This is a genomic window from Cellulosimicrobium sp. I38E, from assembly GCF_001647255.1.
Taxonomy (GTDB): Bacteria; Actinomycetota; Actinomycetes; order Actinomycetales; family Cellulomonadaceae; genus Cellulosimicrobium; species Cellulosimicrobium cellulans_E.
This window is the reverse complement of record NZ_LUAZ01000021.1, coordinates 11,261-35,022: the sequence shown is the minus strand read 5'-3', so window position 1 is coordinate 35,022 and position 23,762 is coordinate 11,261. Positions and strand designations below refer to the sequence as shown.

20 protein-coding genes are annotated in these 23,762 nt (G+C 74.6%); 10 read left to right on the top strand and 10 right to left on the bottom strand.

What is annotated here, in order from left to right; genetic code table 11:
- Positions 1-44 precede the first annotated feature (44 nt).
- From A0J59_RS07675 to A0J59_RS07660, 4 genes are all read left to right on the top strand, one after another.
- Positions 45-2,228: a phage holin family protein gene (locus A0J59_RS07675; protein WP_064315734.1), complete on the top strand. Its 2,184-nt coding sequence runs from the start codon at positions 45-47 to the stop codon at positions 2,226-2,228.
- Positions 2,225-3,025 (top strand): MBL fold metallo-hydrolase, encoded by an 801-nt coding sequence (locus A0J59_RS07670; RefSeq protein ID WP_064315748.1) that lies wholly within the window; start codon positions 2,225-2,227, stop codon positions 3,023-3,025. Before A0J59_RS07675 ends, A0J59_RS07670 begins: the two co-directional genes overlap by 4 nt.
- A 210-nt stretch (positions 3,026-3,235) precedes the next feature.
- On the top strand, positions 3,236-4,351 hold the full coding sequence (gene recA, locus A0J59_RS07665) for a recombinase RecA (RefSeq protein ID WP_053371631.1): 1,116 nt from the start codon (positions 3,236-3,238) through the stop codon (positions 4,349-4,351).
- A 116-nt stretch (positions 4,352-4,467) separates the two neighbouring features.
- Entirely contained in the window at positions 4,468-4,977 is a 510-nt protein-coding gene (locus A0J59_RS07660) for a regulatory protein RecX (protein ID WP_231581877.1), read from the top strand.
- 5 nt (positions 4,978-4,982) lie between these two features.
- On the opposite strand, the gene A0J59_RS07655 is transcribed toward A0J59_RS07660, so the two are convergent.
- From A0J59_RS07655 to A0J59_RS07640, 4 genes are all read right to left on the bottom strand, one after another.
- A complete protein-coding gene (locus A0J59_RS07655) occupies positions 4,983-5,885 on the bottom strand; it encodes an amino acid ABC transporter permease (RefSeq protein ID WP_053371632.1) in 903 nt (300 codons plus the stop codon).
- Complete coding sequence (locus tag A0J59_RS07650; protein ID WP_064315733.1) at positions 5,882-6,571, bottom strand: amino acid ABC transporter permease; 690 nt, start codon at positions 6,569-6,571, stop codon at positions 5,882-5,884. Before A0J59_RS07650 ends, A0J59_RS07655 begins: the two co-directional genes overlap by 4 nt.
- Before the next feature lie 99 nt (positions 6,572-6,670).
- Positions 6,671-7,546 (bottom strand): glutamate ABC transporter substrate-binding protein, encoded by an 876-nt coding sequence (locus A0J59_RS07645; RefSeq protein ID WP_053371634.1) that lies wholly within the window; start codon positions 7,544-7,546, stop codon positions 6,671-6,673.
- Positions 7,547-7,649: 103 nt separating this feature from the next.
- Complete coding sequence (locus tag A0J59_RS07640; protein WP_082141369.1) at positions 7,650-8,468, bottom strand: amino acid ABC transporter ATP-binding protein; 819 nt, start codon at positions 8,466-8,468, stop codon at positions 7,650-7,652.
- Positions 8,469-8,570: 102 nt separating this feature from the next.
- Here A0J59_RS07640 and miaB point away from each other — a divergent pair, with 102 nt between their 5' ends.
- Complete coding sequence (miaB, locus tag A0J59_RS07635; RefSeq protein ID WP_064315732.1) at positions 8,571-10,244, top strand: tRNA (N6-isopentenyl adenosine(37)-C2)-methylthiotransferase MiaB; 1,674 nt, start codon at positions 8,571-8,573, stop codon at positions 10,242-10,244.
- A 55-nt stretch (positions 10,245-10,299) separates the two neighbouring features.
- Here miaB and A0J59_RS07630 read toward each other — a convergent pair whose 3' ends face one another.
- Complete coding sequence (locus tag A0J59_RS07630; protein ID WP_052877713.1) at positions 10,300-10,812, bottom strand: YbjN domain-containing protein; 513 nt, start codon at positions 10,810-10,812, stop codon at positions 10,300-10,302.
- On the bottom strand, positions 10,809-11,405 hold the full coding sequence (locus tag A0J59_RS22325) for a YbjN domain-containing protein (protein ID WP_369799758.1): 597 nt from the start codon (positions 11,403-11,405) through the stop codon (positions 10,809-10,811). The genes A0J59_RS07630 and A0J59_RS22325 overlap by 4 nt, the downstream gene beginning before the upstream one ends.
- Before the next feature lie 211 nt (positions 11,406-11,616).
- On the opposite strand from A0J59_RS22325, the gene A0J59_RS07620 reads away from it, so the two are divergent.
- Entirely contained in the window at positions 11,617-12,273 is a 657-nt protein-coding gene (locus A0J59_RS07620; protein WP_064315731.1) for a hypothetical protein, read from the top strand.
- Here A0J59_RS07620 and A0J59_RS07615 read toward each other — a convergent pair.
- The 3 genes from A0J59_RS07615 to A0J59_RS07605 are packed head-to-tail and all read right to left on the bottom strand — an operon-like array spanning position 12,263 to position 16,784.
- Positions 12,263-14,296: a hypothetical protein gene (locus A0J59_RS07615; RefSeq protein ID WP_064315730.1), complete on the bottom strand. Its 2,034-nt coding sequence runs from the start codon at positions 14,294-14,296 to the stop codon at positions 12,263-12,265. The genes A0J59_RS07620 and A0J59_RS07615 overlap by 11 nt on opposite strands.
- Positions 14,293-16,287: an HSP90 family protein gene (locus A0J59_RS07610; RefSeq protein ID WP_082918836.1), complete on the bottom strand. Its 1,995-nt coding sequence runs from the start codon at positions 16,285-16,287 to the stop codon at positions 14,293-14,295. The genes A0J59_RS07615 and A0J59_RS07610 overlap by 4 nt, the downstream gene beginning before the upstream one ends.
- Positions 16,284-16,784, bottom strand: coding sequence for a YbjN domain-containing protein (locus A0J59_RS07605; protein WP_047233752.1), 501 nt, complete (start codon positions 16,782-16,784; stop codon positions 16,284-16,286). Before A0J59_RS07605 ends, A0J59_RS07610 begins: the two co-directional genes overlap by 4 nt.
- Positions 16,785-16,961: 177 nt before the next feature.
- On the opposite strand from A0J59_RS07605, the gene miaA reads away from it, so the two are divergent.
- Positions 16,962-18,017, top strand: a complete 1,056-nt coding sequence (gene miaA, locus A0J59_RS07600; RefSeq protein ID WP_082918835.1) for a tRNA (adenosine(37)-N6)-dimethylallyltransferase MiaA — start codon at positions 16,962-16,964, stop codon at positions 18,015-18,017.
- Positions 18,014-19,042 carry a diaminopimelate epimerase gene (gene dapF / locus A0J59_RS07595; protein ID WP_082918834.1) on the top strand — a complete coding sequence of 343 codons (1,029 nt, stop codon included), beginning with the start codon at positions 18,014-18,016 and terminating at the stop codon, positions 19,040-19,042. Before miaA ends, dapF begins: the two co-directional genes overlap by 4 nt.
- 52 nt (positions 19,043-19,094) lie before the next feature.
- On the opposite strand, the gene A0J59_RS07590 is transcribed toward dapF, so the two are convergent.
- Positions 19,095-19,784 carry a class I SAM-dependent methyltransferase gene (locus tag A0J59_RS07590; protein ID WP_064315729.1) on the bottom strand — a complete coding sequence of 230 codons (690 nt, stop codon included), beginning with the start codon at positions 19,782-19,784 and terminating at the stop codon, positions 19,095-19,097.
- A gap of 158 nt (positions 19,785-19,942) precedes the next feature.
- Between A0J59_RS07590 and hflX the strand changes: the two genes are divergently transcribed.
- Positions 19,943-21,502, top strand: a complete 1,560-nt coding sequence (gene hflX, locus A0J59_RS07585; protein WP_064315728.1) for a GTPase HflX — start codon at positions 19,943-19,945, stop codon at positions 21,500-21,502.
- 208 nt (positions 21,503-21,710) lie between these two features.
- Positions 21,711-23,750, top strand: a complete 2,040-nt coding sequence (locus A0J59_RS07580) for an ATP-dependent DNA helicase (protein ID WP_053371639.1) — start codon at positions 21,711-21,713, stop codon at positions 23,748-23,750.
- The last annotated feature ends 12 nt before the right edge of the window (positions 23,751-23,762 follow it).

Below are 23,762 nucleotides of genomic sequence, written 5' to 3'. Positions count from 1 at the left end.
ACCGCCGAGGGGCGCGACGGGCCTCTCGCCGCGATGATGGCCGCATGAGCGCTCCCGCCCGAGGCCGTGCCGCGGTCCGCGTGACCGCGGCCGACGTGCGCGGAGCCGTCTGGTCGCTCGTCTCGACGGCCGTCGGCCTCGGGCTCGCGATCTGGTTCGTCCCCGGGGTCGAGGTCACCAACCCGTGGTCGCTCGTCCTCGCGGCGCTCGCGGTCGGGCTGGGCGACGTGCTCCTGCGCCCCGTGCTCCGGCGTCTGGCGCACCGGTTCGGCGTGGTCGGCGCGCTCGTGTCCGGCGTGGTGGCCCAGCTCGCGGTCGCGTGGGCGGCGCTCACGTACCTGCCGGGGTTCCGGAGCGGCTCGTGGGTGGACGTGCTCGCGGTGCTCGTGCTCGCTGCCGTCCTCATGGCGCTCGGACGCTGGGTGGTCGGGGCGAGCGACAACGAGTACGTCCTCGGCGACCTGCTCCGGCGGGCGCGCCGGCAGGCCGGCGTGCCGCGACGCGAGCCGGGGGCCGCGGGTGCGACCGAGCGCCCGGCGGGACTGCTCGTCGTCCTGCTCGACGGCGTCGCGCGCCCCACGCTCGACTACGCGCTCCAGGCCGGGCTCGCCCCGACGCTCGCCCGCTGGCTGGGCAGCGGGAGCCACCACCTCACGACGTGGTGGGCGCGCGTGCCCGCGACGACGCCCGCCTCCACGATCGGCCTCCTGCACGGCTCGACGGAGCACGTGCCCGCGTTCCGCTGGTGGTCGCGCGCGCTCGGCCGGCTCGTCGTGACGAACCGACCCGCCGACGCGGCGGCGGTCGAGGCGCGCACCAGCGACGGTTCCGGGCTCCTCGCGGGCGGGGGAGTCGCCGTCTCCACGATGTTCTCCGGCGACGCGGCGACGAGCCTGCTCGTCATGAGCCGGGCGCGCGAGGGGCTCGGGCCCGGTCAGATGTTCGTGCACTTCTTCGCGAGCCCGTTCGTGCTCGTGCGTGCGGTCGTCGTCGCGCTCGGCGAGCTCTTCAAGGAGCTCTACCAGGGCTGGCAGCAGGCCGTGCGGGGCGTCGAGCCCCGGGTGTCGCGCCTCGGCTGGTACCCGGTGCTGCGCGCGGTGACGAACGTCGTGCTGCGCGACCTCAACACGACGCTCGTCGCGGAGCAGCTCGTGCGCGGGGCGCCGGTGGTGTGCGTCGACCTCGTCGACTACGACGAGATCGCCCACCACGCCGGGCCGCTGCGCCCCGAGTCGCTGCGCGCGCTGGAGGGCCTCGACCGGGTCGTCGGGCTCTGGGAGCAGGTCGCCGCCGTCGCGCCCCGCCGCTACGACGTCGTCGTGCTGTCCGACCACGGGCAGTCGCTCGGCTCGACGTTCGAGCAGGTCGAGGGCCGGTCCTTCCTCGACGAGGTCCGGCGCCTCATGGCCCCCGGGCCCGGCGCGCGCGCCGGGGTGCGCCGCGGCGAGGAGGACGCCCGGGCCGAGGGACGCCGTCGGGCCACCTCGCCCGACAGCGAGTCGTGGGGCCCGGCGAACACCGCCCTCAACGCGCTGCGGCCCGGGACGTCGGGCGAGGAGGCCGCAGAGCCCGGCCGCATGATGGTCGGCCCGGACCGGACCGAGCGGCGCCCTGGCGCCGAGGACGCCGCGCTGCCCGAGGTCCCGGAGGTCGCGGTCGTGGGGTCGGGCAACCTGGGCATGGTCTGGTTCCCGCGCGAGCCGCGCCGGCTCACGGGCGACGAGGTCCGCGAGCGGTGGCCGGGGCTGCTCCCCGGTCTCGTCGCGAACCCGGCCGTCGGCGTCGTCGTCGAGCGCGGTGCGGGCGGCGAGGTGCGGGCGCACGGGTGCGGTGGCTCGCGCGACCTGCGGTCCGGGGAGGTCGTGGGCGAGGACCCGCTCGCGGGCTACGGGTCGAGAGCCGCGGCGGACCTGCTGCGCGTGGCGGTGCTCGAGGACGCGGGCGACCTCGTGCTCGTCTCGCGCGTGGACGATGTCGGGATGGTGCACGCGTTCGAAGGGCTGGTCGGGTCGCACGGCGGCCTCGGCGGGGCCCAGAACGAGGCCGTCCTGCTGCACCCCGCGCACCTCGGGCTGCCCGACGACGAGCTCGAGGACGTGGACGGCACGCCGATGCTCGTCGGCGCGGAGGCGGTGCACCGTCGCCTCGTGGCGTGGCTCGTCGACCTCGGCGTGCGGTCCGTCGCCCCGGCGGCGGACGGCGCGGGGCGGCGGGCGGGGGAGCCGTGAGCGTCCGCGTGACGTGGCTCGGCCACTCGAGCGTCGTCCTCGACGTGCGGTCCGGACGCGCGGGGGTGCCGGACGTGCGCCTCGTCACCGACCCGCTCCTGCACCGGCACGCGGGGATGCTGCGGCGGCGCGGAGAGCGGCCCGCCGCGGTGTGGCAGGACAGCGACGCCGTCCTGCTGTCCCACCTGCACCACGACCACGCGGAGCTGCGCTCGTTGCGCCTCCTCGGCGACGCGCCCGTGCTCACGGCCCCGGCGAACGCGCGCTGGCTGCGCGCCAGGGGCCTGCGCGGGGTCGGTCTCGACGACGCGTGGCACGCCGTCGGGGCGGAGGCGGCGGGGGTCGAGGTGCGCCTCGTGGCGGCGGTGCACGGGCACCGGCCGATGCCGCACCGGCCCAACGCGGCGAACGGGCACCTCGTGCGGGCGGACGGCCCGGACGGGGCGCGGGTGTGGGCGGTCGGGGACACCGAGCACCACCCGGACATGGTCCACCTGCCGGCGCTCGCGGGCGGTCCGGTGGACGTCGCGCTCGTGCCGGTCGGCGGGTGGGGACCTCGGCTCTCGGGCGGGCACCTCGGCCCCGTGCAGGCGGCACGGGTGTGCGCCGAGGTGGGCGTGGGCGTCGCGATCCCGGTGCACTGGGGCACGCTCCACGCGCCGGGCGGGCGGCACCTCCCGCGCGGCTGGATGGACCACGCGGGGGCGGCGTTCGAGGCGGCCGCGCAGCGCGAGGCGCCCGGGACGCGCGTCGTGGTCCTGCGACCGGGGGAGTCGTGGTCGTCCGACGACGCGTGAGCGGCGCGGTCGTGACACGCCGAGGTGCGCGTTCCGGGATCGAACACGTGTTCGGCTAGAGTTGTGCACAGGACGCGCTCCGGCGGGTCCAGGACGCCGGTCCGGCACGACGATCCACAGGCTCGAGGGTCGCCGGAGCCGCGTGTCGGTGGCTGCCCGTAGCGTCGGGCCACAACGAACAGATGAACGTCGAACCGAAGGTGGACTGACATGCCCGCACCCGCAGACCGCGAGAAGGCGCTCGAGGCGGCCCTCGCCCAGATCGACCGGAGCTTCGGCAAGGGCTCCGTCATGCGCCTCGGCGAAGAGGGCCGCGCCCCCGTCGAGGTCATCCCCACGGGCTCCATCGCGCTGGACATCGCGCTCGGCATCGGCGGCCTGCCGCGCGGGCGCGTCATCGAGGTGTACGGCCCGGAGTCCTCCGGAAAGACGACCGTCGCGCTGCACGCCGTCGCGAGCGCGCAGCGCGCGGGCGGTATCGCGGCGTTCATCGACGCCGAGCACGCCCTCGACCCGGAGTACGCCAAGAAGCTCGGCGTCGACACGGACGCGCTCCTGGTCTCCCAGCCGGACACCGGCGAGCAGGCGCTCGAGATCACGGACATGCTGATCCGCTCGGGCGCGCTCGACATCATCGTCATCGACTCCGTCGCGGCGCTCGTGCCCAAGGCGGAGATCGAGGGCGAAATGGGCGACAGCCACGTCGGTCTCCAGGCCCGCCTCATGTCGCAGGCGCTGCGCAAGATCACGGGTGCGCTCAACGCGTCCGGGACCACCGCGATCTTCATCAACCAGCTCCGCGAGAAGATCGGCGTGTTCTTCGGCTCGCCCGAGACGACGACCGGTGGCAAGGCGCTGAAGTTCTACGCGTCCGTCCGCCTGGACATCCGTCGCATCGAGACGCTCAAGGAGGGCACCGACGCGGTCGGCAACCGGACCCGTGTCAAGGTCGTCAAGAACAAGATGGCCCCGCCCTTCAAGCAGGCCGAGTTCGACATCCTCTACGGCGTCGGCATCTCCCGCGAGGGTGGCCTCATCGACATGGGCGTGGAGCACGGGTTCGTGCGCAAGTCCGGGTCGTGGTTCACCTACGGCGGCGACCAGCTCGGTCAGGGCAAGGAGAACGCGCGTTCGTTCCTGCGCGACAACCCGGACCTCGCCAACGAGCTCGAGAAGAAGATCAAGGAGAAGCTCGGCGTCGGGGCCAAGATCGACGCTCCGGCCGACCCTGCGGCGGGCGTGACGGTCCCGGCCGACGGCGCGGCCGCGCCCGCCGCGGCGAAGGCCCCGGCCGCGGCCGCCAAGGGGAAGAAGTCGCCGTTCTGATCGACGAGCGGGACGGTGAGGACGGCTTCGAGCCGTCGGACCTGTCTGAGGAGGACGACGGGCGCCGCACCGGCCGCAAGGCCGGGCGGCGCCCGCGCCCGACCCTGCACGAGCTCGTGGAGCGCGGCGAGATCAGCGACGCCGACCTCGCTGAGCGCGCTCGGGAGACGGTGCTGCGCATCCTCACGGCCGCGCCGAAGAGCCGTGCGGAGCTCGCGCAGTCGCTCGCGCGCAAGGGCTACCCCGAGCACGTCGTCCTGCCGATCCTCGACCGGTTCGAGGAGGTCGGTCTCGTCGACGACGCGCAGTACGCCGAGATGATCGTCCGCACCCGGCACGCCGAGCGCGGGCTGTCACGCCGCGCGATCTCGACCGAGCTGCGGCGGCGCGGCATCGACGGCGAGGTCGGCGCCGCGGCGCTCGAGCAGGTCGACGACGACTCCGAGGCGGACGCGGCCCTGGAGCTCGCCCGCACGCGCCTCGCCCGCACGCGCGGCCTCGACCGCGAGGTGCGGGTGCGCCGGACCGTCGGGGCGCTCGCCCGCAAGGGCTACAGCCCGTCGCTGGCCTTCGAGATCGTCCAGCGAGAGCTCGACGCCGAGGCCGCCGAACCCCCGCTCGACTGAGGCGGTCAGCGGGTGACGGAGACCGCGGGTGCGTCCTCGGCCGGTCCGCCCGCGACGACCGTGGGGTTGCCGATGCCCGGGCCGGCGGCCGTGGCCCCCGCGGTGCGACCGCTGAGGAAGCGGGAGAGCCATCGCGCCACGAGGGTCAGCAGCCAGTTGATGACGATGAAGATCACCGCGGCGAGCACGAGCGACTGGAGGATGTTGCCGTTGCCGACGCCGTAGAGCTGCGCGGCCCGCAGGAGCTCGTTGTACGTGATGATCTGGCCGAGCGCGGAGTCCTTGAGGACGACGACGAGCTGCGAGACGAGCGCGGGGAGCATCGCGATGAGCGCCTGGGGGAGCTGGACCGAGCGCAGCGTCTGCCCCTGGGTGAGCCCGATCGCGAGCCCGGCCTCGCCCTGGCCCTTGGGGAGGTTCCCGACGCCCGAGCGGACGAGCTCGGCGATGACGGAGCCGTTGTAGAGCACGAGCGCGAAGACCACGGCGAGGAACGGGGCGTCGTCGACCTTGCTGAGGCCGAGCAGCAGCCAGAAGAAGATCATCATGAGCAGCACGGGAACGGCCCGGAAGAACTCGACCACGATGCCGCTCACGACGCGCACGGCGCGCAGGTGCGAGAGCCGGCCGGTGCCGAACAGGAGCCCGAACGCGAGCGCGCCCACGATGGCGAACCCGGCGGCCCGCAGCGTGTTCTGGAGGCCGGGGATGAAGTAGTACTGCCAGGCGTCGGCGGTGAACAGCGACGACCACAGCTTCGGGTCGAGCTGGCCCTTGTTGCCGAGCGCCACGAGCACGAGCGCGGCGATCCCGAGGACGACGATCGCGCCGACGATGTTGCCCAGCAGGATCGCGCGGCGCGCGCGCGGACCGGGGGCGTCGAAGAGGACGGACTGCTGGGTGCTCATCGGCGGACCGCCAGTCGGTTGGAGAGGGACGTGGTGAGCAGGCCGATGGGGATGACGAGGATGACGTAGCCGATCGCGAACGTCAGGAAGATCCCGTAGATGTAGTTCGAGTTGAACTCGATCATGGTCTTCATGAGGCTCGAGGTCTCGGTCGTGACGCTCGCCGCGGCCGCGACGGTGGAGTTCTTCAGCAGCGCGATGAGCGTGTTGCCGAGCGGCGCGATCGAGCCGCGGAACGCCTGGGGCAGGATGATGAGCCGCGCCGCGGGCAGGAACGACAGGCCGATCGCCCGCGCCGCCTCCGCCTGGCCGAGAGGCACCGTGTTCACGCCCGACCGGATCGACTCGCACACGAACGCGGCGTGGTAGATCGCCAGGCCCACGACGGCGAGCCGGAAGAAGTTCGCCGCGAAGTCAGGGGCGAGCGTGACGTTGAGCTGCCCCCACAGGCCCAGCACCATGAACGTCATGATGATCGTCAGCGGCGTGTTGCGGAACACGTTGACGTACGCGGTCCCCGCCCAGCGCAGGCTCGGCACGGGGGAGATCCGCATGAGCGCGAGCGCCGTGCCGAGCACGAGCGAGAGGATCGCGGCCCAGAACGTCAGCTGGATGTTGACCCAGAACGCGCCGAGCACGTCGTACTCCCGGGCGAGCGCCCAGGTCTGCGACAGGTAGTCACCCACGGTTGGTGGTCCTCCGGGAGGGTACGTGCCGGGCCGCGTCGACGGCCCGGCGGCCGGGGGAGCGGCGCACCGGCGCGCGGCTCCCCCGACCGTGGACGGTCAGGCGCAGGGGTCGACCGTCGGCGGGTTCTCGCTGGCGTTGGGCGTGTACCCGGTGCCCTCGGTGTTCTTGGTGACGAACTCCTCCCAGGAGCCGTCCTCGATCATCTTCTCGATCGCGGCGTTGACGTCCTCGCAGACGTCGTTGTCCTGCGGGAGCCCGACGCCGTAGCGCTCGGTCGAGAACGGCGCCCCGACGACCTTGACCTTGCCCTTGTTGGCCGGCTGGGCGGCGAGGCCCGCGAGGATGATGTCGTCGGTCGTGACGGCGTCGACCTGGCCGGCGGTGAGCGCGGTGACGCACTCGGCGTACCCGGGGCGCTCGAGGAGCTGCACGCCCGCGGCGTACTCGTCCTTGATGCGCTGCGCGGACGTCGAGCCCGTGACGGAGCACAGGTTCTTGCCCTCGAGCGACTCCGGCCCCGTGATGTCCGTGTTGTCCTCGGCGACGAGCAGGTCCTGCCCGGCCACGAAGTACGGACCCGCGAACGCGACCGTCTCCTTGCGGGTGTCGGTGATGGAGTAGGTCGCGAAGATCATGTCGACCTGACCGGTCTGGAGCATCGTCTCGCGCTGGGCGGACGGCGCCTCGACCCACTCGATCTGGTCCTCGCCGTAGCCGAGCTCGCCCGCCACGTACGTGGCGACGTCGACGTCGAAGCCCGTGTAGGTGGAGCCGTCCTGGTACCCGAGCCCCGGCTGGTCGAACTTGATGCCGATCTTGATCGAGCCCTCGGCGCCACCGCCGGTGTCGCCCGAGTCGGTGGCTCCGTCGGTCGCGGTGTCCTCGCCGCCGACCTCGCCGCCGCCGCACGCCGCGAGCGTGAGCGCGGTGAGAGCGGCCAGCACGGCAGCACCTGCGTGTCGTGTGCGCATCGTTCCTACCCTTCGTGAGTGGTGGACGCCCGCCGAAGGTGTGCCTCGACGGTCGACCGGGTTCTGGGGCTGTCGGGCCGGGCCCGTAGGTGCCCGGCGGGCTTCAGTGGGTGAGGATCTTCGAGAGGAAGTCCTTGGCGCGGTCGCTCTTGGGCGCCGTGAAGAACTCCTCGGGGTGGGCCTCCTCGACGATCTGGCCGTCGGCCATGAAGACGACCCGGTTCGCGGCCTTGCGAGCGAAGCCCATCTCGTGCGTGACGACGATCATCGTCATGCCCTCCTTGGCGAGGGCGACCATGACGTCGAGGACCTCGTTGATCATCTCGGGGTCGAGCGCGGAGGTCGGCTCGTCGAACAGCATGACCTTGGGCTGCATCGCGAGCGCGCGGGCGATGGCGACGCGCTGCTGCTGCCCGCCGGAGAGCTGGGCGGGCATCTTCTGCGCCTGGTTCATCACGCCGACGCGGTCGAGCAGCGCGAGCGCGCGGTCCTTGGCGACCTTCCCCTTCTCACGCCGCACCTTGACGGGGCCGAGCGTGACGTTGTCGAGGATCGTCTTGTGCGCGAAGAGGTTGAAGGACTGGAAGACCATGCCGACGTCGGAACGCAGGCGGGCGAGCTCCTTGCCCTCCTCGGGCAGGGGCTGCCCGTCGACGCGGATCTCCCCGGAGTCGATCGTCTCCAGCCGGTTGATCGCGCGGCACAGCGTCGACTTGCCGGAGCCCGACGGGCCGATGACGACGAGCACCTCGCCGCGCCGGACCGTGAGGTTGATGTCCCGCAGCACGTGCAGGTCCCCGAAGTGCTTGTTGACGTCGCGCAGCTCGACGAGCGGCTCACCGAGGACCTGCTCGGCGGGGAGGGGCTGAGCGTCCTGCGCGCTGCGCTGCGCGTCGGACGGCGAAGAGGTTTCGTCGGCCATTCCTGGACACTATGTCCCTTCTGTTGCACGGTGCCACCTCATCCGGCAACAGTCGGGCAACAGTTCAGTAACACGGCACCCGGCGCCGTACCCTGGACGGTGATGTCCACGATCGCCCCCGCCCCCGTCCCGGCCGCACTCGCACCCCGTGCCACTCCCGGTGCGCCGGTCGACGACGCGCACCCGCGCACCTACGTCGTCCGCACGCTCGGCTGCCAGATGAACGTCCACGACTCCGAGCACATGGCGGGGATGCTGGAGGAGGCGGGGTACACGCGCGCGAGCGCGGACGACGAGGCCGCGAACCGCGCCGACGTCGTCGTGATCAACACGTGCGCGGTGCGGGAGAACGCCGCGACGCGCCTCTACGGGAACCTCGGCCAGCTCGCCTCGGTCAAGGCGGCCCGGCCCGGGATGCAGATCGCAGTCGGCGGCTGCCTCGCCCAGAAGGACCGCGGCACGATCGTCGAGAAGGCGCCGTGGGTCGACGTCGTGTTCGGTACGCACAACCTCGACGCGCTGCCCGTGCTGCTCGAGCGGGCGCGCCACAACGAGGCCGCGCAGGTGGAGATCGCCGAGTCGCTCCAGGTCTTCCCCTCCACGCTGCCGACCAAGCGTGAGTCGGTCTACGCCGGCTGGGTCTCGATCAGCGTCGGCTGCAACAACACGTGCACGTTCTGCATCGTCCCGCACCTGCGCGGCAAGGAGCGCGACCGCCGCCCGGGCGAGGTCCTCGCCGAGGTCGGGGCGCTCGTCGAGGCCGGAGCCATCGAGGTCACCCTGCTCGGCCAGAACGTCAACAGCTACGGCGTCGAGTTCGGCGACCGCGGTGCGTTCGCCAAGCTGCTGCGCGCGTGCGGGACGATCGACGGGCTCGAGCGCGTCCGCTTCACGTCGCCGCACCCGGCCGCGTTCACCGACGACGTCATCGCGGCGATGGCCGAGACGCCGAACGTCATGCCCCAGCTCCACATGCCGCTCCAGTCGGGGTCCGACCGGATCCTGCGCGCCATGCGCCGTTCCTACCGCTCCGAGCGCTTCCTCGGCATCCTCGACCGCGTGCGCGCCGTCCTGCCCGACGCCGCCATCACGACGGACATCATCGTCGGGTTCCCCGGGGAGACCGAGGAGGACTTCGCGGAGACGATGCGCGTCGTCGAGGCCTCCCGCTTCTCCTCGGCCTTCATGTTCCAGTACTCGCCCCGCCCCGGGACGCCCGCCGCGACGATGGAGGACCAGCTCCCCAAGGAGGTCGTGCAGGAGCGCTTCGAGCGACTCCAGGCGCTCCAGGAGCGCATCGCGGGCGAGGAGTCGGCCTGTCAGGTCGGACGGACGGTCGACGTGCTCGTCGGCGAGGGCGCCGGTCGCAAGGACGGCGCCACGCACCGCGTGACCGGACGCGCCCCCGACAACCGGCTCGTCCACCTCGCGCTCCCCGTCGACGTCGTGCCCACGGTGCCCGACGACGCCGCGCCGGCCCCCGCCGCCACGCCCGCGTCCGCGGACCCGCGCCTCGCGGACGACCTCGACCCTCGCCTGCCCCGGCCGGGCGACGTCGTGACGGTGGAGGTCACGCGCTCGGCACCCCACCACCTCATCGCCGACTCGGCGCTCGCGGGCGGCTCGTTCGTGGTGCGCCGCACCCGCTCCGGCGACGCGTGGGCGACGCGCGAGCGCGCTCGCCTCGGCGGTGGCGACGACGACCACGGGCACGGGCACGGCGGCGGCGCCCCGTCCGGCCCGGTCGTCCTGGGCCTCCCCACGCTCCGCGCCTGAGCCGCTGATCCCGCCGGCGGACCCGACCGCGCGTGCCTGGCCGCGGCGGCCGGCGTCAGTCGTCCAGCGTTCCCGGGGGGAGCTGCGCGCCGATGGCGTGGAAGAGCTGCACGGCGGTCCCGAGACCGCACGAGACGGTCTGCGCGAGCTGGTCGTCCGTCGCGCCGTGCTCGAGGTCCACGGAGACCTCCGCGTAGAGCGCGAGCCGGCCCGCCTCCTCGCGGACGTAGACCTTGGGCCAGATGCGCTCGCGGTTCCAGTCGTTGACGGCCTGGAGGGTCACGAGGCGTGACTCGAGGGGGAGCGACGTCGACCAGCGACCCCGGACCTGGAGGATCTCGGACCGGTCGCCGAGCAGCAGGAACCAGAACCGGTGCCCGTCCCACGTCCCGGTGATGTCGCCGTCGTCGTCCACGCGGAAGTGGTAGCCGCGCCGCGTGAGGTGGTCGCCGATGCGCGCCATCGACAGCGCGCGCGGCAGCTCCTCCTCGCGCGGGAGCGAGTCGGGCGCCTTCGGGCGGCGGTTGCCGAACAGGCGCGTGAACCAGTTGGTACGGGCCTGCGTCATGGCGCCTGCCTCGCGGGGTCGGGGTAGAACTCGTCGAGCGCGTCGAAGAACATCGACCCGGTGCTCAGCCCGCACTGGAGGAGCTGGTCGAGCTGGTCGTCCGTCACCCCGTGCTCGAGGTCCACGGTCACCTCGGTGAAGACCTGGATCATCCCGTTGTCGCGCACGCGCGTGTACGTCTTGGGCCAGATCCGGTCCGCGTTCCACTCGTTGCAGAACTCGAGGATCTCCTCCAGCCGCTCGAGCGCGAGGTCGCGGTTCCACTGACCGCGGACCTGGAGGATCTCGTCGCCGTGGCCGAAGAGCAGGAAGTAGAAGAGCCGACCGTGCCACAGCCCGCCCACGTCACCGTCGGAGTCGACGAAGTAGCTGTAGCCGCTGTCCGTGATCCACTCGACCACCCGGGAGAGCGCCAGCGGGGTCGGGGGACGGAGCACGTCGGTCGCGACCTGTCCCAGCTCTCGCGCCAGGAGGTCCTCGACCTGCGACTGCAGATCGTCCCCGGCGCGGCCGGGCGCCGCCCCGCCGTCCGGAGCCCCGCCGGGATCACCGTCCCGCCGGTCGTCGTCGTCCCGCGCCCCGAAGAACCTCACCCACCCACCGTACTCGCGCGCGCCCCCGCACGTCGCATCGCGGACCTCGTCCGTCGTCGCCCGTGGCAACGCACCCGGGCCGCTGCACGACGTCCGCACGGAACGGCCCCGCCGCATCGACCCGTGCCGTGGGGCGCCGCCGCCCCTGCTGCCGTCCGTCGCCGGGTCCGGGCTGACCGGACCTCGTGCCGACGACGGCTACGGTGGGCCCGTGACCGTCCGCGCCGTCGTCCTGCCCGGTACCCCGCTCCTCGTCCCCGGCGCCGCGGGCGACACCACGGTGCTCGACGACACGCGCGCCGCGGCGCTCGCGGCGCTGGGCCGACTCGTGGACGGTGCCCGGGCCGTGCAGGGGGACGGGACCGCGCCCGTGGTCGTCGTCGCGCCGGGACCCGCGCCGGGACCCGCGCCGGGACCCGCGCCGGGATACGCGCCGACGCGGGGTCCGGCGCGAGCGTCGCTCGCGGCGGCGGGCGTCGCGGACGCCTGGCTCGACACCACGTGGGCGGTCGCGACACGCTCGGCCGCGCGGGACTGCCCGGTGGCGGGGGCAGCCGCGTCGGTGGGGCTCCTCGCGCTCGCCGGCGCGGGCTGGACGGGCCCCGTCGACGTCGTCGAGCTCGACGACGCCGACGCACCCGCCGCGCACGCGCTCGGCGCGCGCCTCGCCCGGCAGGGCGCGCGCCTCGTCGTCGTGCACGACCCGCGGGCCGCGGCGCCGGACGCGGTGCTCGCCGGGTTCGGCGCCGCGCCCGACGCCGGGCACCGGCACGTCGCGACGGGGGAGTACGAGCAGCGCCGCTACGAGGTGCGCTGGTACTACGACGTCGCCCCTTGCGCCCCGGCCGGCAGGTCCGTCAGCCGCTGAGCCCCGCGCCGACGGCCGCGGCGTCCTGCTCGCGACCGAGGCGACGCAGGGTCGCGACGAGCTCGTTGGCGACCAGCGTCCGCGCGTCGCGGTCGTGGACGATCGCAAAGCCCTCCATCGCGGACTCGAGGAGGTCGACGGCCTCCGCGTCGGCACCGGCCTCGCAGCGGGAGCGCCCCGCGAGCCAGAACGCGTGGGCCGCGTCGCCGACCTGCCCCGCGCGCGCGAACTCCTCGGCCACGGCCTCGGCGAGCGTCGCGGCGGCGTCGAGCTCTCCCGCGGTCGCCAGCAGGCGCGCGCGGGTGTCCCGCAGGTCGCGGCGCTCCTGCTCGTCGGCCGCCGTGTCCCGCTCGACGAGGTCGGCAGCGCGGGGGACCTGCTCGGCGACGGCCGGACCTGCCGCGTCGAGGTCGTCCAGCGTGCGCTGGAGCTGCGCGAGCGCTCCGGTCACGTCGCCGCGCCCGGCCTCCAGCCGGGCGTACGCACGGACGATCGGGCCGACGAACCGGGGTGCGACTCCACCCGCGCGGACCAGCGCGAGGGCGCGCACGAACGCCGGGGCGGCGCCCTCGTCGTCGCCCTCGACCGCGGCGAGCTGGGCCGCCTCGGCGAGCGCGAACCCGGCCCGGTCGAGGTGGCCCGCCGACTCCAGCAGCGCCGACGCGCGCCGCAGGAGCTGGGCCGCGCGCACCGGGTCCTCGCCCGCGACGTCGTCGGCGAGCCGGAGCATCCCCTCGGCGTCGGTCGGCTCGGCCGAGGCCTGCCCGACGTGCCCGGAGCCGTGCTCCGTACCGAGGTCCGCGCCGGTCGCACTGCCGGGGAGCGAGGGGGTCGCGCCGCCCGACGAGGACGTCGCCCGGACGTCCGCGCCGTCGTCGCCCACCGCGAGACCGGCCGGGTCGCCCGCTCCGGGCTCCGGCGCGGGCGACAGGACCGAGAGGTCGACGCGGAGCGTGCGGGACCCCTGGTCCCACGCGGCCCGTAGACGCTCGGACGCGGCAGGCGTGCCGTTGCGGGCGTCGAACGAGGATGCGAGGTCGGCCGCCTCGCGGCGGACCCAGTCGTCAAGCTCCGCGACGGTCGTCGCGGGCACGTCGCGCAGGGCGAGCGGCGCGTCCGCGTGCTCGGCCCGCAGCACGCCTGTGGCGACGCTCACGCTCGTGAGGAAGCCGAGACGGTCGCCCGGCGAGTCGGCCTCGGTGAGGAACGCCTGGTGCTCGCCGAGCAGGCGCAGCGCGCGCGACGCGTTGCCCGTGCGCGCGAGGAACTCGACGTGCCGGCCCTTCGGGCCCGTCATCGAGACCCCGGTGTCGAGGTGTCGCAGACCGCGCCGGTGCGTGCGGGCGGCAGCCTCGGCGTCGCCGACCTCCACGTACGCGAGCTGGAGGTGGGAGAGCATGTCACCGGGCTCGGTGGCGCACGCCGGCGACCCCTGGAGTACCTGCTCGAGGAGCCGGATGCCCTCCTCGTGGCGGCCCGTCTCGAAGAGGTACGCGGCGCGGTCGCCGGGCTCGCACGCCTCGCACTGGGAGTACTCGTCCCGCGGGGTCGCGACCCATGCGCGATACGCGTCCTCGACGTCCGCGCCGCCCCGCTCGCGGGCCCACTCGAAGCGCTCCAGCTCGACGGCGTTCGTCCCGTTCCCCGCGAGCGCGTAGCGCCGCGCCATGTCGTCGAGCGTGCGCTCGATCTGCGCGGCGGGGACGGCGGGGAACTCCATGAGGTGCCCGACCATCCACTTGAACGACCAGAAGAGCGAGTGCGCGTCCTCCGCGTCGAAGTGCTCGGGGTGCTCGTCCCACCAGCGCAGCATCTTGGTGAACGGCAGGTAGGCCTTGGTGACCTCGCCGCCCCAGACGTACGACTCGACGAGGACGAAGAGCGCGTACGCGCGCGCTCCCTCCGGCCCCTCGGCCTCGACGCGCTCGACCTCGGCCGCGGCGGCCGTGGAGCGGGCGAGGCCGTAGGGCATGCGGCGGACGTCGTACAGCGCGGCGTTCACCTGGTCCACGGACCGGGTCATCGGTTCTCCTCGTCGGTGTGCTCGGTGTGCTCGGTGTGCTCGGTGTGCTCGGTGTACTGGCGGGGGCGGGGGTTTGCGAGGGCGCGGGCCAGCAGGAGCGACAGCGAGTCGTTCATGAGCGCGGCCTCGACGGGCTGGAGCGCCTTGCCCGACGCCAGCACCGCGGTGACGTACAGGGACCGGGCTCCCGCGGCACGGACGTCGGCGTCGGGACTCGCGAGCAGGTCGCGCACCGTGTCGTTCGCGTCGTTGAGGACCAGCCGACGAGGGCGGGCCGGGCCGCTGAGACCCGCGAGGATCTCGCCCCACAGGTCGTCCGTCTCGGCCACGCGGGCCGCCTCGCGCGCGTGGTCGCCGTCGCGGTCGTGCAGCAGCATCGCGGGCAGGGCGTCCGGCTCGTACCGCCGCAGCACGACGTCGCAGTCCTGGTCGGCGAGCGCGGCGTCGACCGACGCGAGCGCCTCCGCGACCTCGAGCTCGCGCAGGGGCTCGACCTCGGCGAGGACGTGCGCGACGTCCGTGGCGGAGACCGGCGACAGCCGCCACTGCGGGAACCGCGCCGCGACGCGCTCGAGCAGGTCCGCGTCGTAGACGTACCCGCCGTTGACGACGGCTAGGCCCTGGGCGGCCGCGACCGGGGCGATGCGGCGGAACTCCTCCACGCTCGAGGCGTAGAGCAGGCGGCCCTCCGGTCGAGCGTCCGCGAGGTCGGCGAGCGTCCCGGCCCCGGCGGTCGTCTCGAACGGCAGCACGCGCGCCGCGACGTCGAGCATCTCGTCGTCGGTGAGCGCGAGGGCTCGGACCGCGAGGTGGTGGGTCTCGAGGAAGCGTCGCGCGAGGACCGTGTCCGCCGCGAGCGTCTCGAGCAGCCACCGGCGGACCTGCGCGCCGAGAGCGTCCCGGGTCGCGAGCAGGACCTCGTCCTCGTACAGGCCCTCGCGCGACGCGGTCGGACGCAGCACGGACGCGTCGAGCACGCACCGGACGAAGAACGCCCACGGGGGGAGCAGGTCGTCGACCGCGCTGCCGAGCAGCATGCGCTTGAGGTAGACCCGGTGCCGCGCCGTGGTCGTCGGCGCGACCGCGGCCGGGAGCACGTACGCCACGCCGGACAGGCCCGCGAGGGGCAGGTCGAGGTCGATCCGGGCGAGCGGGCCGAAGCCCAACGTCCGCTCGGCGTAGCGCGTCAGGGCCGCGTCGCGGGCAGCGGGCGTCGGGTGCGCGGCCCGCCAGGGGAGCTCGTCGCCGCTCAGTCGGCGCAGCACGACGGGGGCGGCGTCCGCGCCGTCGGCGGCTTCGCCGTCGAGACGCGTCTCGACGAGCAGCTCGACGGGCAGGAGCGAGCCGAAGTCCTGCGCGAGCGCGACCACCGTCTCCGGTGCGAGCCAGTGCTCGGTGTCCCGGCGCGGGCGCAGCCGCACGACGCTCCCCGGCTCCGCGGGCGCGTCCGGGTCGTCCGGGCCCAGCTCGACGAGCTCGTACCGGCCGTCCGCCCGGCCCCGCCAGCGGACCGGGGCCGCCCGTCCTCCCGAGGGCGACGGGCGGGCGGAGCGCGACACGAGCTCGATCTCGTCGGCGACCATGAACGCCGAGAGCAGCCCGATGCCGAACTGGCCCAGGAACTCCTCGCGCCCCGAGCCCAGCTCGACGTCGCGCTTGGAGCTGCGCCCGATGGTGGCGAGCAGCTCTTGCGCCTCGTCGCGGGTCAGGCCGACGCCCGAGTCGTGCACCTCGAGACCGCCGTCCGGGAGCGGGCGCAGCAGGATGCGGCTCGGGGTCTCCGGGCCCTCCAGGGCGACGCGCGCCGTGATCGCGTCGACCCCGTTCTGCAGGAGCTCGCGCAGGTACACGCGCGGGCTGGAGTACAGGTGCCGGGCGAGGAGGTCCACGACGCCCCGCAGGTCGACCTGGAACGCCGCCGTCGCGTCCCCGCCCGGGGCCGTGCCGTGCGGGTGGCGCCCGCCGTCGGTGCGCTCGTGCGCCGCGCTCACCGCGCGTCGACGTCGGCGGTGCCGTCGGGGACCACGCCCTGCGCCGCCGTGTCGGGGAAGCGCTCGTCGAGCGCGTCGAAGAACTGGAGGCCCGTGAAGAGGCCGCACTCGACGAGCTGGCCGAGCTGGTCGTCGGCCGCGCCGAACTCGAGGTCGGTCGCGACCTCGGTGTACACGGCGACCTGGTCGTCCTCGACCCGCGTGTAGACCTTGGGCCAGATCTTGTCGCGGTTGAACTCGTTGGCGACGAGCACGACCTGCGCCTCCGCCGCGGCGGGCAGCGTCCGGTTCCACCGGCCGCGGACCTGGAGGATCTCCTGCTTCTCGCCCATGAGGAAGAAGAAGAACACCTTGCCGTCCCAGTTGCCGCCGAGGTCTCCGTCGGAGTCGACGAAGTACTTCCAGTCGCGGCTCTTGAGGAACGCCTCGACCCGCTCGCGCGTCAGCGGCGCGTTCTGGCTCGTCGGGGCGGCGTCCGGCTTGGTGAAGAAACCCATGTCTCGAGTCCTTGTCGTCGGTGTCAGGGTCCGTGCACCGCCCGCGAGAGGGCAGGTCGGGGCACGCGACGGGGTTGGGTGGCGGGCCCGCGAGCAGGCGGACCGTCCACCGGACACACTACGCATCACCGCCCACACGACCCAGGTCCGGGCCACCCGGCCGGTACCGTTGCGCGGGTGAAAACCGAGCACGACCCGACCGGCGCGCGGGACGGGGGCGATCGGCGCGACCGCCGCGTCGTCGTCGCCGTCGTGGGCCCGACCGCCACCGGCAAGTCGGACCTCGCCCTCGACCTGGCCGAGCGGCTGTCCGTCCCCGGGGCTCCGGCGGAGATCGTCAACGCCGACGCCTACCAGCTCTACCGTGGCATGGACGTCGGCACCGCGAAGGTCCCCGTCGACGAGCGCCGCGGCGTGCGTCATCACCTGCTCGACGTGATCGACCCCGTCGAGGACGCGTCGGTCGCGCGCTACCAGGCCGAGGCCCGGCGCGTGCTCGACGAGATCGCCACGCGCGGGGCGCGCGCGGTCGTCGTCGGCGGGTCGGGCCTGTACGTGCGCGCGCTCCTCGACGACATGCGTTTCCCCGGGACCGACCCGGCCGTGCGCGCGGCGCTCGAGGCGCGCGCCGAGGCCGAGGGCACGCGCGCGCTGCACGACGAGCTGGCGCGGCGCGATCCCGCGGCCGCCGCGAGCATCGGCCCCGCCAACACGCGGCGGATCGTGCGCGCCCTGGAGGTCATGGAGCTCACGGGCGAGCCGTTCACGGCGAACCTCCCGCGGCAGGCCTACGTGCGCCCGACCGTCCAGGTCGGTCTCGACTGCGACCGCGAGGTCCTCGACGCGCGGGTGGCGGGACGGGTCGAGCGCATGTGGGCGCAGGGACTCGTCGACGAGGTGCGCCGCGTCGAGGCGCAGGGCATGGGCCGGACGGCGCGGCGCGCCGTCGGGTACGCCGAGGTCCTGGCCGCGCTCCACGGGGAGACGACCGAGGACGCGGCGCGCGAGGCGGTCACCGCCAACACGCGTCGCCTCGCGCGCAAGCAGATGGGCTGGTTCGGCCGCGACCCGCGCGTGCACTGGCTCGACGCGCAGTCCCCGACCCGCGTCGAGGACGCGCTGACCCTCGTGGCCCGGGCGGACGAGCACGCGGACGCCGTCGCGCGGGGCGACGTCCCCGAGCCGGACGAAGCGGACAGCGACGCCCCGGTGCGCCGTAGTCTGGGCTCATGACGCGCACCCGCTTCACCAAGGGCCACGGGACCCGCAACGACTTCGTGCTGCTCGCCGACACGAAGGGCGAGCTCGACCTCACGCCCGAGCTCGTGCGCGCGCTCGCCGACCGCCGCGGCGGGATCGGTGGCGACGGGGTCATCCGCCTCGTGCCGACCGCGCTCGTGCCCGAGTCGCGCGAGGTTCTCGCCGAGGACCCGCACGCCATCTGGTTCATGGACTACCGCAACGCCGACGGTTCGGTGGCCGAGATGTGCGGCAACGGCGTGCGCGTGTTCGCCGCGTTCGCCGAGCGGCTCGGGCTCGTGAGCTTCGCGGGCGGGACCGAGGTGCCCGTCGGGACGCGCGCGGGCGTCAAGCGCGTGCGCAAGGAGGCCGACGGCTGGTTCGCGGTCGACATGGGCCGCTGGTTCCTCCCGGGCGGTCGACCCGCGCTGCACGACGGCTACGACGCGACGGTCATCGTGCGCGGCTGGGAGGTCCCGCGGCCCGCGCTGAGCGTCGACCTCGGCAACCCCCACACCGTGCTCGCCGTCGCGCGCGAGGACCTGCTCGACCGCGCCGACCTCACGGAGGCGCCCGTCGTCGAGCCGCACCCGACGCACGGGACGAACGTCGAGCTCGTGGTGCCGCTCGGCGAGACGACGGCCGACGACGGCACGCTCGTCGGGCGCGTCCGCATGCGCGTGCACGAGCGCGGGGTCGGGGAGACGCCGTCGTGCGGGACCGGCGCGTGCGCCGCGGCGCTCGCGGTCCGCGTCTGGGGCGGTCCGGACGCGCCGGACACCTGGCTCGTCGACGTCCCGGGCGGGACCGTCCGCGTGAGGGCGCTCGAGGGGGACCGTGTCGAGCTCGCGGGGCCTGCCGAGCTCGTGTACGCGGGCGAGGTCGACCTCGCGTCGTTCCTGCCCGCCCCCGCGGCGGCGGGGCCCGAGGGGGACGACGGGTCGGAGGCCGCCCGACGCACCGACTCCGGTGAGGGCGCCCCTGACGGGACGCCGGACCCGGAGCGCACCGCGGTCTGACGGACTGCTGCGCCCTCGGTCCGGCGGACCGGTCGCGTCGCGTCGGTCCGGCTCAGCCCGGCGCCACGACCTCCAGGACCCGGAAGCCCTTCGCGCTCGCGGCGCGCTCGACGACCGCGCCCGGCAGAAGGGGCGGCAGCGCCTCGGCGAGCCAGCGCTGGAGCGAGTCGGACCCGAGGTTGCGCTGCACGACGAGGTGCGCGCTCGCGCCCGGCGCGAGGCGCGGGAGCCAGTGCAGCAGCATCGAGTGCAGGACGTCCTTGCCGACCCGGATCGGCGGGTTGGACCACAGGGCGGCGAGCGCGACGTCGTCGGGCACGTCGTCGGGGCCGACGGCGCGGACGTTCGGCAGGCCCAGCCGCTCCGCGTTGCGCCGCACGAGGTCGAGCGCTCGCTCGTTGACGTCGACGGCCCACACGGTCGCGTCCGGGGCCTCGAGCGCCATCGTCAGCGCGACGGGGCCCCAGCCGCAGCCGAGGTCGAGGACGTGGGCCGGGCCGGCGCCGGCCCGGGCCGCCACGACCTCGTCGAGCGGCGGGATGGTGCGGAGCAGGACCTGCGTGCCGAGGTCGAGGCGACCGGGGGAGAAGACGCCGGACGCGACCTCGACCTCCACGTCCCGGCCTGCCAGGCGCACCGAGATCGTGCGGCGCTCGGCGGCGGAGGCCGGCTTCGCGGTGAAGTAGTGGTCGTGCGAGCCGTCCTGCGCGGGGTCGGCGGCGGGGTCCTGGTCCTCGGTCACGTCGGCCGATCCTACGCGGGGGCGTCCCTCGACGACGCCGGCCCGGCCCCTCGGCACGGGCCTCACCCGCTTATCCGCTGGCCTCGGGACGATTTTCCGTGCCACGCTTGTTCTCCTACCACGGCGCACGAGCGCCGCTCCCTGACGAAAGGCGGCACATGAGCGCTACCCCGGCAAACACCCCAGCGACCCCCACCCCGGCTCAGGACGAGCCGACCGGCGCGACGCGGGACATCGCGAGCGACGTCGTGGCACGGGTTCTCGCTCGGGCCGGGACGGCGCGCGCCGAGGGCGGGACGGTCCACGCACAGCACGACGGCGAGCAGCTCGAGCTCGAGGAGCGCAGCGCGCTGCGCCGCGTGGTCGGTCTCTCGACCGAGCTCGAGGACGTCACCGAGGTCGAGTACCGGCAGCTGCGACTCGAGAAGGTCGTGCTCGTCGGGCTGTGGAGCCCCGGCTCCGACCCGCGCGAGGACGGCGCGCCGAGCTCCGCGGAGGAGGCCGAGATCTCGCTGCGCGAGCTCGCGGCCCTCGCCGAGACGGCGGGCTCCCAGGTGCTCGACGGCGTCATCCAGCGCCGCGCGAAGCCCGACCCGGGCACGTACCTCGGCTCCGGCAAGGCGGCGGAGCTCGCCGACGTCGTCGCCGCCAGCGGCGCGGACACCGTCGTGATCGACGGCGAGCTCGCGCCCTCCCAGCGTCGTGCGCTCGAGGACATCGTCAAGGTCAAGGTGATCGACCGGACCGCGCTGATCCTCGACATCTTCGCCCAGCACGCCAAGTCCCGGGAGGGCAAGGCCCAGGTCGAGCTCGCCCAGCTCGAGTACCTCCTCCCGCGCCTGCGCGGGTGGGGCGAGTCGATGTCTCGGCAGGCCGGCGGCCAGGTCGGCGGCGCCGGCGCGGGCATGGGGTCGCGCGGCCCCGGTGAGACGAAGATCGAGCTGGACCGCCGCCGCATCCGCAACCGCATGGCGAAGCTCCGCCGCGAGATCCAGGCGATGGCCCCGGGGCGCGAGACCAAGCGCGCCTCGCGCAAGCGGCACGCCGTGCCGTCCGTCGCGATCGCCGGCTACACGAACGCGGGCAAGTCGAGCCTGCTCAACGCGATCACGGGAGCGGGCGTGCTCGTCGAGAACGCGCTGTTCGCGACGCTCGACCCGACGGTGCGCCGCACGCGCACCGAGGACGGCCGCGTCTACACGCTCGCCGACACCGTGGGGTTCGTGCGCGCGCTGCCGCACCAGCTCGTCGAGGCGTTCCGCTCGACGCTCGAGGAGGTCGGCGACGCCGACCTGCTGCTCCACGTGGTGGACGCGTCGCACCCCGACCCGGAGGGTCAGATCGCGGCGGTCCGGCACGTCCTGGCCGACATCCCGGGCGTGGAGGACGTGCCCGAGGTGATCGTCCTGAACAAGGCGGACCTCGCGGACCCGGAGACCATCGCGCGCATCCGCCTGCGCGAGCGGCGCACGGTCGTCGTGTCGGCGCACACGGGCGAGGGGATCGAGCACCTGCGCGAGCTCATCGCGCACGAGCTCCCGCGCCCGGACGTGGAGATCGACGTCGTCGTGCCCTACCACCGTGGTGACCTCGTGCACCGCGTGCACACCGAGGGCGAGATCGACCACGAGGAGCACACGCCCGAGGGCACGCTCCTGCGGGGTCGTGTCGCCCAGGCGCTCGCGACCGAGCTCGTCGGGGTCTCGACGCAGGGCTGAGCACGTCGCCCCGGGAGGCCGGCCCGACGTCCTCCGCGACCCCGTACGGCATGCGTCGTGCGGGGTCGTGCCGCGCCCGCGCCGTCGTCCACAGGGCGGCCGGCCCGTGGGCGCCCGACCGTAGACTCGGCGGGTGCCCCCCTCCACACGACCCGCCCCCGACCGCGTCGACGCCGAGGGGTCGGGCACGACGGCCGGCACCCCGGGTATGGGCGACGTGCCCGAGGTGGACGCGCTCCTCGACGTCGCCGTCACGCGCCTGGGCGGTGCGCGGCGCGACGGCCAGCACGCGATGGCGCGCGCGGTCACCGAGGCGATCGAGGGGTCGGAGCACCTCGTCGTCCAGGCGGGCACGGGCACGGGCAAGTCGCTCGGGTACCTCGTGCCGGCCGTGCGGCACGCCGTCGCGACGGACGAGCGGGTGATCGTCTCGACGGCGACCCTCGCGCTCCAGCGTCAGGTCATCACGCGCGACCTGCCGCTCGTCGCCGACGCCGTGGCGGACCGTCTCCCGCGGCCCGCCACGATCGCGCTGCTCAAGGGGTGGCACAACTACCTGTGCGTCCACAAGGTCGCGGGCGGGTACCCCGCCGACGAGCCGACGCTGTTCGACCTGCCGGGCGAGTCCGCGGGAGCCGCCGACCACCCCGCCGCGCGCGGCGGGACCAGCGCGGCCGCGCTCGGAGAGCAGGTCGTGCGGCTGCGGGAGTGGGCCGACGAGACGTCGACCGGCGACCGGGACGACCTGGTGCCCGGCGTGAGCGACAAGGCGTGGCGTCAGGTCTCGGTCACCGCCCTCGAGTGCCTCGGCCAGCGGTGCCCGATGCTCGCCGAGTGCTTCCCCGAGAAGGCGCGCGCGACGGCCCGCGAGGCCGACGTGGTCGTGACCAACCACGCGATGCTCGGCATCGCCGCGATGGGTTCGCCCGGCGTGCTGCCCGAGCACGACGTGCTCGTCGTCGACGAGGCGCACGAGCTCGCGGACCGGGTGACGGCGGCCGCGACGGTCGACCTGTCGGTCCCGGCGATCGAGAGCGCGGCACGGCTCGCGCGCCGGCACGGCGGCGTCACGACGGACGCGCTCGACGCGGCGTCGGCGGCGTTCGGGACGGTCGTCGGCGCTCTGCCCGCCGAGCGGTTCCCGGACGGGCTGCCCGACGCCGCGCGCTCGGCCGTCGCCGCGGTGCGCGACGCGGCGCGCGAGGTCCTCTCGACGCTCAAGCCCGAGACCGGGGTCACCAAGCCCGCCCAGCCGGACTCCGGGCTGAAGATGGCCCAGTCGACCATGCTCCAGCTCTTCGAGGTCGCCGAGCGCATGGCCGCCGACCCGACCGGGCACGACGTGCTCTGGTGCTCCCGCCCCGGCGAGGGCGGCTGGTCGGCCGACCGGTTCGGCGAGGGCGCCAGCCGCCTGCACGCCGCCCCGCTCGGCGTCGCCGGTCTCATCCGCACCCACCTGCTCGCCGAGCGGACCGGGGTGTTCACGTCCGCGACGCTCGCACTCGGCGGGAGCTTCGACGCCGTCGCGCGCACCTTCGGCCTCGGGAACGGCGGCGAGGGCGGCGACGCCGACGCGCCGCGGTGGCGCGGGCTCGACGTCGGGAGCCCGTTCGACTACGCGCGGCAGGGCATCCTCTACGTCGCCAAGCGCCTGCCCACTCCGGGCCGCGAGGCGTCGACGGAGCACCAGCTCGACGAGATCGCGGCCCTCGTCGAGGCTGCGGGCGGGCGCACGCTCGGCCTGTTCTCGTCGCGCCGCGCCGCGGTCGCCGCGGCGGAGGCGATGCGCGAGCGGCTCGACGTGCCGGTCCTGTGCCAGGGCGACGACCAGCTCCCGACGCTCGTGCGCGAGTTCGCCGCCGACCCGGCGACGTGCCTGTTCGGCACGCTGTCGCTGTGGCAGGGCGTCGACGTGCCGGGCCCGTCGTGCCAGCTCGTGCTCATCGACCGCATCCCGTTCCCGCGCCCGGACGACCCGGTGAAGTCGGCCCGGGCCCGTGCGGTCGAGGCCGCGGGCGGCAACGGGTTCATGCAGGTCTCCGCGACGCACGCCGCGCTCCTGCTGGCGCAGGGCGCCGGCCGGCTCGTGCGGTCCACGGCGGACCGGGGCGTGGTCGCGGTCCTCGACCCGCGTCTCGTGACCGCGCGCTACGGCACGTTCCTCACGCGGTCCATGCCGGGGTTCTGGCAGACGACCGACCGCGACGTCGCTACCGCTGCGCTCCGGCGCCTCGCCGCCCTAGGCTGAGTCCTTCCCGCG